Origin of the sequence: Streptomyces sp. NBC_01381, assembly GCF_026340305.1 — a bacterium.
GTDB lineage: Bacteria > Actinomycetota > Actinomycetes > Streptomycetales > Streptomycetaceae > Streptomyces.
In genome coordinates this window covers 248,743-260,912 of sequence record NZ_JAPEPI010000004.1, presented here as the reverse complement: position 1 = coordinate 260,912, position 12,170 = coordinate 248,743, and the positions used below count along the sequence as shown (strand labels likewise).

Annotated in this window: 12 protein-coding genes; 9 read left to right on the top strand and 3 right to left on the bottom strand. The window is 70.7% G+C overall.

Annotation, left to right across the window (positions count from 1 at the left end):
• Window positions 1-23 precede the first annotated feature (23 nt).
• Window positions 24-938: a trans-aconitate 2-methyltransferase gene (locus tag OG453_RS42425; protein WP_266874133.1), complete on the bottom strand. Its 915-nt coding sequence runs from the start codon at window positions 936-938 to the stop codon at window positions 24-26.
• Window positions 939-985: 47 nt separating this feature from the next.
• Here OG453_RS42425 and OG453_RS42420 point away from each other — a divergent pair, with 47 nt between their 5' ends.
• Window positions 986-1,558 (top strand): helix-turn-helix domain-containing protein, encoded by a 573-nt coding sequence (locus OG453_RS42420; RefSeq protein ID WP_266874132.1) that lies wholly within the window; start codon window positions 986-988, stop codon window positions 1,556-1,558.
• Between the two features lie 12 nt (window positions 1,559-1,570).
• Here the strand turns inward: OG453_RS42420 and OG453_RS42415 are convergent, their stop codons facing one another.
• Window positions 1,571-2,569, bottom strand: a complete 999-nt coding sequence (locus OG453_RS42415) for a YafY family protein (RefSeq protein ID WP_266874131.1) — start codon at window positions 2,567-2,569, stop codon at window positions 1,571-1,573.
• A 62-nt stretch (window positions 2,570-2,631) separates the two neighbouring features.
• On the opposite strand from OG453_RS42415, the gene OG453_RS45295 reads away from it, so the two are divergent.
• Window positions 2,632-3,609 carry a DinB family protein gene (locus tag OG453_RS45295; RefSeq protein WP_323178746.1) on the top strand — a complete coding sequence of 326 codons (978 nt, stop codon included), beginning with the start codon at window positions 2,632-2,634 and terminating at the stop codon, window positions 3,607-3,609.
• 33 nt (window positions 3,610-3,642) lie between these two features.
• Here the strand turns inward: OG453_RS45295 and OG453_RS42400 are convergent, their stop codons facing one another.
• Window positions 3,643-4,395: a sulfite exporter TauE/SafE family protein gene (locus OG453_RS42400; RefSeq protein ID WP_266874130.1), complete on the bottom strand. Its 753-nt coding sequence runs from the start codon at window positions 4,393-4,395 to the stop codon at window positions 3,643-3,645.
• A 256-nt stretch (window positions 4,396-4,651) separates the two neighbouring features.
• Between OG453_RS42400 and OG453_RS42395 the strand changes: the two genes are divergently transcribed.
• From OG453_RS42395 to OG453_RS42365, 7 genes are all read left to right on the top strand, one after another.
• A complete protein-coding gene (locus OG453_RS42395; protein WP_266874129.1) occupies window positions 4,652-5,569 on the top strand; it encodes a LysR family transcriptional regulator in 918 nt (305 codons plus the stop codon).
• 41 nt (window positions 5,570-5,610) lie between these two features.
• Window positions 5,611-6,267 (top strand): hypothetical protein, encoded by a 657-nt coding sequence (locus tag OG453_RS42390; protein ID WP_266874128.1) that lies wholly within the window; start codon window positions 5,611-5,613, stop codon window positions 6,265-6,267.
• A 98-nt stretch (window positions 6,268-6,365) separates the two neighbouring features.
• Window positions 6,366-7,538, top strand: coding sequence for an RICIN domain-containing protein (locus OG453_RS42385; protein ID WP_266874127.1), 1,173 nt, complete (start codon window positions 6,366-6,368; stop codon window positions 7,536-7,538).
• A 293-nt stretch (window positions 7,539-7,831) separates the two neighbouring features.
• Entirely contained in the window at window positions 7,832-8,773 is a 942-nt protein-coding gene (ltnD, locus tag OG453_RS42380) for an L-threonate dehydrogenase (RefSeq protein ID WP_266874126.1), read from the top strand.
• A gap of 3 nt (window positions 8,774-8,776) precedes the next feature.
• Entirely contained in the window at window positions 8,777-10,075 is a 1,299-nt protein-coding gene (gene otnK / locus OG453_RS42375; protein WP_266874125.1) for a 3-oxo-tetronate kinase, read from the top strand.
• On the top strand, window positions 10,072-10,755 hold the full coding sequence (locus tag OG453_RS42370; RefSeq protein ID WP_266874124.1) for an aldolase: 684 nt from the start codon (window positions 10,072-10,074) through the stop codon (window positions 10,753-10,755). The genes otnK and OG453_RS42370 overlap by 4 nt, the downstream gene beginning before the upstream one ends.
• A 75-nt stretch (window positions 10,756-10,830) precedes the next feature.
• Window positions 10,831-12,135 (top strand): MFS transporter, encoded by a 1,305-nt coding sequence (locus tag OG453_RS42365; RefSeq protein WP_266874123.1) that lies wholly within the window; start codon window positions 10,831-10,833, stop codon window positions 12,133-12,135.
• Window positions 12,136-12,170: the final 35 nt, after the last annotated feature.

Below are 12,170 nucleotides of genomic sequence, written 5' to 3'. Positions count from 1 at the left end.
GACAGCCGTCTACTGACGGCCGCCTACTGGCCGGGGCGGCGGGCCACCCAGAGCTGACGCGTGGAGCGCACCACGAGGTCGTCGCGGTGCCGCACGTCCTGGGGACCGCCGTCGAGCAGCGCGTCGAACGCGGCCAGGTCCGCGGGGTCGATCCGGCCGTCGAGCGCGCCACGGATACCGCCGAGGGCGAGGTACGCGTAGCGGCCCGCGCCTTCGGGCAGGGGCGCGCGCAGCTCCAGCTGCTCGGTGCGCTCCCGCTCGACGGTGAGGCCGGCCGCCGCGAGCAACACTCCCCAGTCGGCACCCAGGTGCGGCACCTGCTCGGCGTGGAGCGCGTCCAGTGCCTCGCGGCAGCGGGCCTCCAGGCCGGGACGGTCCGGTACGGCGTCGGCGGGCAGGAAGCGCGGCATGCCGTCCAGTTCGGCGACGGCCAGCAGACCGCCGGGGCGCAGCGCGGTGCGGATCCCGGCCAGGGCCGCGGCGGGGTCGTCCAGATGGTGCAGCGAGGCCGAGGCCCAGACGAGGTCCGCGTCCGTGACGCCGGGCAGACCCGCACCGGCGTCCGCCCGCAGGGTGTGCACGCGATCCCCCAGACCCCGCGCGCGGGCGGCCTCGGTGAGCCCGGCCAGCATCTCGGCCGAGCTGTCGACGGCGGTCACCCGGGCCGTGGGGAACTGATCGAGCAGCGCGAAGGTACCGGTGCCGGTGCCCGCGCCGAGGTCGACGATGTGCGTGACGTCGCTGCCGGCCAGGCACGCCACCCGGCCGGTGACGGCGGTGAGGTAGGAGGCGAACAGCGCGGCGTCGAGATCGAGTATCTCGGCGAGGCTGTGCTGCGACTGCGGTCCGGCGCCGTCTTCTCCAGGGGCGTGAGGGTGGGGGCCGGTGCCGTGCGGGGCCGGGGTGTGGGAGTGGGGCTGCGATGCGGGGTGTGCCATGCGCCCGACCGTACGACGGTTTGCGGCCAGCGCATACACTCTTGCGCATGACGCAAGAAGGTACTGATCTGGACGGCCTCGTGCGCAAGCGGATCCGGGCCTTGCGGGCCGCGCACGGCTGGTCGCTCGACGACCTGGCCGGCCGCAGCCATCTCAGCCCTTCGACCCTCAGCCGGATCGAGACCGGGCACCGCAGGATCGCCCTGGACCAGCTCACCGCGATCGCCCGTGCCCTGAGCACCTCGCTCGACCAGCTCGTCGAGACCGACGCCGAAGACGTCGTCTCGAACCCCACCTACCACCGGTCCCGCTCCCAGACCCACTGGACGCTGCGCGGCGAACCGGGCGTCACGGTCGCCCGGATGCGCCTGACCGACCCGCCCCCGCAAGGCCCCACCGCGCTGAAGGCGCACCCCGGCCGTGAGTGGTTCACGGTGCTGTCCGGAACGGTCGAACTCCTCCTGGGCGAGCGCCGGTTGCGGGTCGAGGAGCGGCAGGCGGCGGAGTTCCCGACCATGCTTCCGCACGCGGTGGGCGCCATCGGCGGCCCCGCGGAGATCCTCGGCATCTTCGACCGCGAGGCCCGGCGCAACCACCTCACTGAAGGCGGCCGAACGTGACGAGGACGGAGCTCATGACTCCTGCGTGTCCGGCCCCGGTGCGGCGGTCGCACCGGCCGCCATCAATCTCTCCGCCAGCGCGCGGCAGCGGCTCCCGAGCTCAGGCGGGTCAAGTACCTCGAAGTCGTGGCCCAGCAGGAGTACATGCATGAGTACGGCGTCGAGTCCGGCGGCGCCACTGAGCACCTCGCAGTGCTCACTCCCCCGCTTTCGCACGACGGCCGCCGACGCCGGAAGCTGCGCGCGCACCGTGTCGGCCGACGCGTGCACGAGGAACCGCGCCCGGTGCGGGTAGACCCGACTCGCCACACCCTCCTGCACGTACGCCGCCGCGTCCGGCGCCGGGCGCGGACGGAAGCGCCAGGTCCGGGCGACCGCCTCGGTCATCCGGTCGACGCGGAAACTGCGCCAGTCGTCGCGGTCGAGGTCGTAGGCGAAGAGGTACCAGCGCCGGTCGGATGCGACCAGGCGGTAGGGCTCCACGCGCCGCCGGCGGACCTCGCTCCCGGACGGGTAGTCGAAACCGGCCTCGACCTCGTCGCGGCAGGCTCTGGCCAGCGTCATGAGCGCCTGGGGGTCGACCGGTGTGCGGCCTCCGTCGAAGGACTCCACCGAGCCGGAGAGCGCGCGCACCTCGTGCCGCAGCCTGCTGGGCAGCACCTGATCAAGCTTCGTCAGGGCCCGGAGTGCGGCGTCGCCGGCGCCGGCGACCGCGCCACCCGCGCCGGCGAGCAGTGAGACCGCGGTGGCGATCGCCTCCTGGTCGTCGAGAAGCAGCGGCGGCAGGTCCTGTCCCGGACCGAGTCGGTAGCCGCCGCCGACGCCCTGGCCGGCATGCACCGGATAGCCGAGGGTGCGCAGCCGCTCGACATCGCGGCGCACCGTGCGCGTCGTGACCCCGAGCCGGTCGGCGAGCTCGGGGCCGCTCCAAGTCTGCCGCTGCTGTAGCAGCCCGAGCAGGGTGAGCACCCGCTCCGTCGTATCTCGCCCGTCACCGCTTGCCGCGTTCATGCCGCCCACATTGCCAGAGATGGCGGACCGATCCTGTCCGCCTCAGGTGTCACGGTGGCTCCATGGACGCAAACGAACTCGATGTGAACCGGTCGCTGCGCGAGCAGCTTGAGTTCCACTGGAACCATCAACTGCGGGCCCGTCTCGACGGCCTCACCGACGAGGAGTACTTCTGGTCGCCGGTGCCGGACGCCTGGAGCATCCGGCCGCGCGGCAGCTCGACGGCGCCCATGCAACTCGGCGCCGGAGACTTCACGTTGGAATACGCATACCCCCAGCCGGTCCCCGCGCCCTTCACGACGATCGCCTGGCGGCTCGGACATGTCATCACCGGTCTGCTCGCCGCGCGCAACGCGGCACACTTCGGCGCGCCGGCAGCGTCGTACGAAACCTGGGAGTACGCCGACAGCGCGAAGATGGCGCTCGACCAGCTCGAAACCCAACTCGACGTCTGGCTGGCCGGGGTACGCGACCTCGGCGACGCCGGGCTCCGGGTCCCGGTCGGCGCGAAGGAACCCTTCCCCGACATCCCCATGGCCGATCTGGTGCTGCACATCCACCGCGAGCTGATCCACCACCTGTCCGAGGTCTGCCTGCTGCGCGACCTCTACCTGCACACGAATCCAGGCACCCGTCAGGAGAAGCTCATGACCGCGAAGACGACACACATCGACCCTGAGGAGCTCCACCACAACCCTGCCTTCACCCAGGGCGTGATCACGCCCGCCGCCCGGATGCTCCATGTCGGCGGCCAGCTCGGCACCGACAGCACCGGAAACCTGCTCGACGGCATAGAGGCGCAGACCGCTCAGGCGATGCGCAACGTACTGACCGTGCTCGCAGCCGCGAACACCGGTCCCGAGCACGTCGCCAAACTCACCATCTATCTCGTCGACGGGGTCGACGCGCGGGTGGGATACGGGGCGTCGCGATCAGTGTGGGGCGATCACCGCACGGCCATCACGGTTGTCTCCACCGCGGGACACGCTCGCCCGGGTGCGCTCGTGGAGATCGACGCAGTAGCGATCATCCCTGACTGAGTCGGCGAACTGGGCCCATGCTCCCGCCAGTTGCTACGCGATGACGGCGACGGACGCGATCACGCCGACCGCGACGATCACTGCGCGCAAGACGTTCGGCGACAGGCGGCGGCCGACTCGGGCACCCAGTAGTCCGCCGACCGTGGAACCCGCGGCGATCACGCCGGCCGCCGTCCAGTCGACGTCCGTCACCGCGATGAAGACGATCGCGGCGACGCCGTTGACGATGGCGGCCAGTACGTTCTTGGCGGCGTTGAGCCGCTGCAGGTCGTCCCGGACGAAGGTGCCGAACAGGCCCATGAGCAGGACGCCCTGGGCCGCGCCGAAGTAGCCGCCGTAGACCGCCGTTCCCAACACCCCGAGCAGCACGGGCGCCTGGCGGTCCGCTCCGTCGTGGCCGGGGCGCTGCTGCAACCACTTGTTCAGGCGCGGCTGGAACAGGACCAGGACACAGGCCAGCAGAATCAGCACCGGCACCACGGACTGGAACGTCCCTTCGGGCAGGAGCAGCAGGAGCGCCGCCCCTATCAGCCCGCCGACGAGTGCCGCACCGCCCCACCGCAGCAGCCGGGGCAACTGCCCTTTCAGCTCACGGCGGTAGCCATACGCGGCGGTGATCACCCCTGGCACGAGGCCGATGGTGTTGGAGACGTTGGCAAGGACGGGCGGCAGGCCGCAGGCGAGGAGGGTGGGGAAGGTGATCAGGGTGCCGGAGCCGACGACGGCATTGATGCCGCCCGCCCCGACGGCCGCGGCCGCCAGGGCCGCTGTCTCGAGTGCGTGCACTGCTCGCCTTTCCGGGCACGGCCCAGCACCGGAGCGCGGAGGCTCCGGTGAAGGCATGGCCAGGTACTGGGTGTCGGGAGTGATCAGTTGTGTGTGATGGAGGGTCGGCACCCAGGAGGGACCGGGCGCTGTCCGGAACTACGCCCGGGCCCACCCGGGTTGCCGCCCTGGGCCCGCCAAAGATCGTCTCGCCCGGCCACGGCCAAGTCAATCCTCGGGTTTCCTTACCCATCCCCAAGCTGTAGCTTCACCCTCCATGACCCTCGACGACCTCCGTGTCTTCGCCGCCGTATGCCGCACGGGCAGCCTCAGCGCCGTGGCCCGCGACCTGTCCTGCACGCAGTCGGCGGTGAGCCAGCACATCAAGCGACTGGAACGGGAGACCGGCATCACCCTGCTGGAGCGCCGCCCCCGCGGCGTCACGCCCACCGCGGCCGGACACCTCCTGCACACCGCGGTGGCCGGCGGTCTCGGCGACATCGACCACGCGCTGCTCCGGCTGCGCGAGCTGGTGCGCGGCGAGTCGGGCTCGGTCCGTGTCACCACCGGCGCCACCACCGTGCGCCACTTCATGTCGGCCGCCGTGGTCGCGTTCCGCCATCACTACCCCGACGTCAGCCTGGAGTTCCAGACCGCGCACTCCAGCCGCAGCTGCTTCGATGCCCTGCTCGCGGGCGGCCTCGACCTGGCCTGGATCACGCTCGGGGAACCCGTGCGCGGCATCGAGCAGCGCCCCGTCGTCGAACTGCCCTGGGTGCTCGCCGTCGCCGCCGACGACCCCCTATCCGCCAAGTCCCGTGTCGACATGGCCGATCTCGCGGACATCCGGCTGATCGGCCTGCCCGAGAATGCGACGTCGCGCTCCCGCCTGGACGCCTGGCTGGCCCAGTGCGGCGTCCGGACGACATCCGACACGAGCGTCGCCGACTGGGACACGGCGATCCTGCTGGCCGAACTCGGCCTGGGCCACGCGGTCGTCCCCGACCTGCCCGGCTGGCACGGCCCCACGCACCCCGGTCTGCGTCTGATCCCGATCCCCGAACTCCCCACACTGTGGACCGGCTGGGCGGTACGCCGCTGGGATGCGCTGTCCCCCCTGGCCAGGGCCTTCGCGGAGACGGTGGAGGAGAACTGCGACGAGACGTTCGGGAGCGAGGCCGCCCACCGCGGATAGCCGAAAAGCCCTGGCAAACCGCCATTGTTACGATCCACCGCATGCACAGCGCAGACACGTCGGACACGACAACCACCGCCATCGACGCGGACGACGTACGCCACATCGTGGCTCTGGCCATCCAGACCCTGAGGGACGCGGACCCCCAAGGCTGGGAAGCCAAGGCGGGAACCCTTGAGTGGACCTGCTGGGAGACGCTCGAGCATCTGGCCGATGACCTCTTCACCTACGCCGCGAGGTTCGGGCTCGCGGAGCCGCCGACGTCCGCGGTGCTGCCGTTCCGGACGGACAGCGACCGGAGCGGTGGGCCGGCGAATGTCTTCTTCGTCAAGCGGGCGTCGGGCCCGCAGGGTCTCCTGACCGTCCTGGAGGCCTGCGGCGGTCTGCTGGCGTCCGTCCTGCGCACCGCCCCTTCCACCACCGTCGCGTTCCACGTCTTCGGACCTTCGGGCCCAGAAGGCTTTGCCGCCATGGGTGTTGTCGAGACCCTCGTGCACACGCATGACATCGCCCAGGGGCTGGGCCTGGAGTGGTCTCCGCCAAAGGAGTTGTGCGCACACGTCCTGAAGAGGCTCTTCCCGCACGTCGTCATCGGCTCCGACGCCTGGGACACCCTGCTGTGGGCAACTGGACGTATCGACCTGCCCGATCGTCCACGGCTCACCGAGTGGCGCTGGTACAACGCCCAGGGCGCATGAGCTAAGTCCAAGTGCCGATGCGCACCCGTCCATGGGCGGAGCGACGCCGCACGGGCACTCTCCTTGTCGCCACCCCTCCTCCGGAAGGAGCTCTGACGATGGCGACAACCTCCCCTCCCCGTAGACGACGGGCGCGCTGCGGTGCGCTGGCCGGCGCGGCGGTCCTGGCGATGTCCGTCGGGACGGTCATGACGACCGCCGGCAGCGCATCGGCGTCCGACACACCAGGCTCGTACACGCATTACGGCTTCCCCTCCGGCACCGGGGGCCTGAACAGCGTCACCTTCCGCACGACCGTCACCAAGGACGCGGGGCCCGCCTCCAACATCTTCTGGAGCCACCAGTTCGGCTTCACCGCGGGCAGCGGCGCCTACACCGGGATGCAGTCCAACGGCCCTGGCCAGACCCGCACTTTCCTGTTCTCGCTGTGGGACGCGACGGAGGCGAAGCCCGGCACCGGCGACAGCTACTGCGTCGACTTCGGCGGCGAGGGCGTGGGCAAGAGCTGCCGCCTGAAGACCGACTGGAAGGAGGGGCACACCTTCCGTACACGGGTGGCTCACGAGGGGGACCGCTGGTTCGGCGTGACGGTCACCAACGAGACCACCGGCGCCTCCTTCAAGCTGGGCAGCATCCGTGCCGGGTCGACGCAGATCTCACCGAGCGGCATGGTCGACTGGACCGAGTACTTCGAGTGGAACAACCCGAAGGCGTCCTGCGACGACCAGCCGTACTCCCAGGCGAAGTTCGACCTGCCGGTGGGCGACGACGGGGCGGTGACGGCGAGCGTCTCCTCGACGCGCACGAGCGCGACCTGCGCCGACTACACCCGGGTCGAGCAGGTGTCCGGCGGCACCCTGCAGACCAACGCCGTCGGCAATTCGGTGCGCGGCCCGATCACCGGCCTCGGCGGCAAGGTCGTCGACGGCTCGCGGAATGTCAGCGGCGACCCGGCCATCGTCTACGGCCCCACAGGCGGAGCCAACCAGGCCTGGGTGCTCGGCAAGGACGGCGCCCTGCATCTGATGGGCCAGGGCCTGTGCCTCGACGTCAAGGACGGGGCGCACGCCAACGGCACCCCGGCGATCATGTGGACCTGCAACGGCGGCACCAACCAGCAGTGGCGCCACGAGAACGGCGCCCTGCGCAACCCTGCCGCCAACCGCTGTCTCGACATCCCCGGCGGCGACACCTCCGACGGCACCCGGCTCGTCATCTGGGACTGCAATGGCGGCTCCCATCAGAAGTGGACGGTGCCGGCCAGGCCGTGAGCGGCTCGGCCAGCGCGCTCCACGGCAGCCCGCCGAGTCATGGCTTCAAGAGGCTTCTGCAGGCGGCCACTTGAGCGTGGATCCGCCGAAGGCGTCCGACGGGAATCCCTCCCGTCGGGCGCCTTTCGCGTGCCGCAGCCGTCACGTCGCCGCGAGCGGCAGCCGTCCGACTCCAGAACATGTGACCGGCATCACAGTTCAAGTTTCCCTGTCCGCAGGTCATCATATGACCCGATCGCCGCACGGATTTGAGAGCCGGGCCCGCACCCCGGCACAGCGAGACGAGGATGGGCATGAACGACCAGGACAGGCCGGCACGACCGAGCGTCGGCGTGGTGGGCCTCGGAGCCATGGGGCTCGGCATGGCGCGCAGCCTGCGCACGGCGGGCTTCGACGTGGGTGTCCACGATCTGCGCCCCGAGGTGGCCGCGGCCTTCGCCGCGGACGGCGGGACCGCCCATGCCTCCGCCGGTGAGCTGGCGGCCGAGGTCGACGTCCTGGTCGGCGTCGTGGTCAACGCGGCGCAGGTCGAGTCGGTCCTCTTCGGCACCGACGGCGCGGCCGAGCGGCTGCGTCCGGGCTCCGTCTACGTCATGTGCTCCACGGCCGACCCCAACTGGTCCGCCGGGCTGGAGAAGCGCCTCGCCGAGCGTGGCGTGCTCTACCTGGACGCCCCCATCTCGGGCGGCGCCGCGCGGGCCGCGAACGGCGACCTCACCATGATGACGTCGGGCGCCCCCACCGCGTACGCGATCGCCGACCCGGTGCTCGAGGCCATGAGCGGCATGGTCTACCGCCTGGGCGACGAGGCCGGCATCGGCTCCAAGGTCAAGATCGTCAATCAGCTTCTCGCGGGCGTGCACATCGCCACCGCGGCCGAGGCGATGGCGCTCGGCATCAAGGCGGGCGTGCCCGCCGATGCGCTCTACGAGGTCATCACGCACAGCGCGGGCAACTCGTGGATGTTCGAGAACCGCATGGCGCACGTGCTCGCCGGAGACTACACGCCGCTGTCCGCGGTCGACATCTTCGTCAAGGACCTGGGGCTCGTGCTCGACGCGGCCCGCCCGGAGAAGTTCCCGCTGCCGCTGGCCGCCACCGCCCACCAGATGTTCCTGCAGGCATCGGCCTCCGGTCTGGGCGGCGAGGACGACAGCGCGGTGATCAAGATCTTCCCGGGGATCGAGCTGCCCGAGCAGGATCCGGCCGAGCCGACCGAGCAGGAAGAGGTCTGACCCATGGGAATCCGCCTCGGCTGCATCGCCGACGACTTCACCGGCGCCACGGACCTCGCCAACAACCTCGTACGCGCGGGCATGCGCGTGGTCCAGCTGATCGACGTGCCGCAGGACGGCACCGAGGGCCCGGTCGACGCGGACGCCGTCGTCATCGCGCTCAAGTCGCGGACCACCCCGGCGCCCGACGCCGTCGAGGCCTCGCTGCGGGCCCTGGACTGGCTGCGGTCCGCGGGCGCGGAGCAGATCTACTTCAAGTACTGCTCGACCTTCGACTCGACGCGGGCCGGCAACATCGGGCCCGTCACCGAGGCCCTGATGGACGCCCTGGGCACGGACTTCACCGTCGCGACACCGGCATTCCCCGACAACGGGCGCACCGTCTTCAAGGGACATCTCTTCGTCGGCGACGTACTGCTCAGCGAGAGCGGTATGCGGCATCACCCGCTGACGCCGATGACCGACTCCAACCTGGTGTCCGTGCTCGGGGCGCAGACTGCGCGGCCCGTCGGTCTCATCGACCACACCGCGGTCGCCGCCGGTGCCGACGCGATCCGGCAGCGCGTCGACGAGCTGCGTGGGGAAGGCGTGGGCGCGGCGATCGTCGATGCCGTCTCCAACGACGATCTCGTACGGCTCGGTACGGCGGTCAAGGAGCTGCCGCTGGTGACCGCCGGTTCGGGGCTCGCGATCGGCCTGCCCGCGAACTGGGGGTTCAAGCCCTCCCCCGCCGCCGCCCAGCTGCCCCCGCCCGGCGGCCATCAGGCCATCGTCTCCGGGTCGGTGTCCACCGCCACGAACGGTCAGGTCCTGGAGTTCCTGCGCGGCGGCCGCCCCGCGTTCAGCGTCGACCCGCTGCGGATCGCGGCCGGCGAGGACGTGGCAGGACAGGCCCTGGCCTTCGCCGCCGCGCACCTCGCCGACGGGCCGGTCCTCGTGTACTCCACCGAGGCTCCCGACGCGGTCAAGAACGTCCAGGGGCGGCTCGGCGTCGCCGAGGCCGGTGAGCTCGTCGAGCAGACCCTCGCCCGCGTCGCCCAGGGCCTGGTGAACCTCGGTGTCCGGCAGCTCGTCGTCGCCGGCGGCGAGACCTCGGGCGCCGTCGTCCAGGCGCTGGGGCTCACGGGCCTGCGCATCGGACCGCAGATCGACCCCGGTGTGCCGTGGTGCGCGGCGGCCCTCCCCGACGGGGAGACGCTCCACATCACGCTCAAGTCCGGCAACTTCGGCGGCCCCGACTTCTTCACCGCGTCCTTCGCCCACCTCGACCGAGACGCCCGTCTCGACCGGGAGACCTCATGAGCCAGCTCCCGAGCACTGCCACCAACGCCGTGGCCGAGGCCCGCGCCGAGATCGTCCGGGTGGGCACTAGCCTGTTCGCCCGCGGGTACGTCCACGCGAGCGCCGGCAACATCAGCGCGCGGGTCGGCGACTCCCACCTGATCACGCCCACCGACGCAGCCCTCGGCTTCCTCGACCCGGAGCGCCTCGCCCTGGTCGACGCCGCGGGCGAGCAGAGCGCGGGCGACCGCGCCAGCAAGACGCTCACCCTGCACCGGCGCATCTGTGCCGCCGACCCCACCGCACGGTTCGTCATCCACACCCACTCCACACATCTCGTCGCGCTCACCCTGGCCGGCGTGTGGAGCCAGGACGACGTGCTCCCGCCCCTCACGCCGTACTACGTCATGAAGGTCGGGCACGTCCCGCTCATCCCCTACCACCGGCCCGGCGATCCCCGCGTGGCCGATCTGGTGGCCGGCCACATCGCTGATCGCGCCGCGCGGCGCACACCGATCAGGGCCGTACTGCTCGACCGTCTGGGCCCCGTGGTCTGGGGTCCGGATGCCGCGTCCGCTCTCGCCGTCCTCGAAGAACTCGAGGAAACGGCACGTCTCTGGCTCCTGACCGACCGTCGCCCCGAGCCGCTCCCCGTCCCCGCTCTCGACGAACTCAAGGCCGCGTTCAGCGCCGCTTGGTGATCGCTCTCTTATCGCTCTCTTGGTGATCGAGCACCGCCCGTCGGAGAATCCCCTGAGCCGCAGTAAGGATTCAGCATGTCCACGTCCACCGCGACGGCCGAGGCCCCCGACCTCGCCCGCGAGAACGCCGTATTCCGCAAGGTCGTTCTCCGTATCGTCCCCTTCTTGATCCTCTGTTACGTCTTCTCCTACCTCGACCGCGTCAACGTCGGCTTCGCGAAGCTGCAGATGTCCGACGACCTGGGCCTGAGCGAGGCGGCGTACGGTCTCGGCGCCGGTCTGTTCTTCATCGGCTACTTCCTCTTCGAGGTCCCGTCGAACCTGATGCTGCAGCGCATCGGGGCCCGCACCTGGATCGCCCGGATCATGATCACCTGGGGTCTGGTCTCGGCTGCGTTCTCGCTGGTCACCAGCGAGACGATGTTCTACGTGCTCCGCTTCCTGCTCGGCGCCGCGGAGGCCGGTTTCTACCCGGGTGTGATCCTCTACTGCACCTACTGGTTCCCGTCGCACCGCCGGGCCCGCGTGATCGCGATGTTCATGTCGGCGATCCCCGTGGCCGGCATCTTCGGCAACCCGCTCTCCGGCTGGATCATGGACACTTTCGACGGGCGGAACGGCTGGGACGGCTGGCAGTGGATGTTCCTGCTCGAGGCAATCCCCGCGCTCCTCATCGGTGTCGCCACGATGTTCTACCTCGACAACAACGTGCGCAGCGCCAAGTGGCTCTCCGACGAGGAGAAGGCCATCGTCGAGGCGGCGATCGCCAAGGACACCGCGCACCAGAAGCACGGCAGGGTCTGGGACGGCTTCCGCGACCCCAAGGTGTGGCTGATGTGCCTCATCTACTTCTGCTTCGTGATGGGCCAGTACGCCCTGACGTTCTGGATGCCCACCTTCGTCAAGTCGACCGGCATCGAGGACAACTTCACCATCGGCGTGCTCAGCGCCGTGCCGTTCCTGGCCGCACTGATCGCGATGAACCTGTTCGGACGCTCCGCGGACAAGCGCCGCGAGCGCCGCTGGCACCTGGTGATACCCAGCCTCATGGGCGCGGTCGGCTTCTCCCTCGCCGCAGGGTGGAGCGGTTCCACCGTGCTGTCCCTGGTCGCCCTGTCCTTCGCCGCGGCCGGTGTGCTGACCTGTGCCCCGCTGTTCTGGTCGCTGCCCACCGCGTTCCTCGGCGGCACGGCGGCCGCGGCCGGCCTCGCCCTGATCAACTCGGTGGGCAACCTGGCCGGCTTCGTCAGTCCGTACATGATCGGCGGGCTCAAGGACGCCACAGGATCGACCTCCATCCCGATGTACGTCCTGGCGCTCAGCCTGGTCATCGGCGCCGCCGCGGTGCTCACCACCAAGAAGGACGTCGTCAACCGATGACCGGGTCCGGTCCCGGGTCCGGTCCCGGCCCCAGC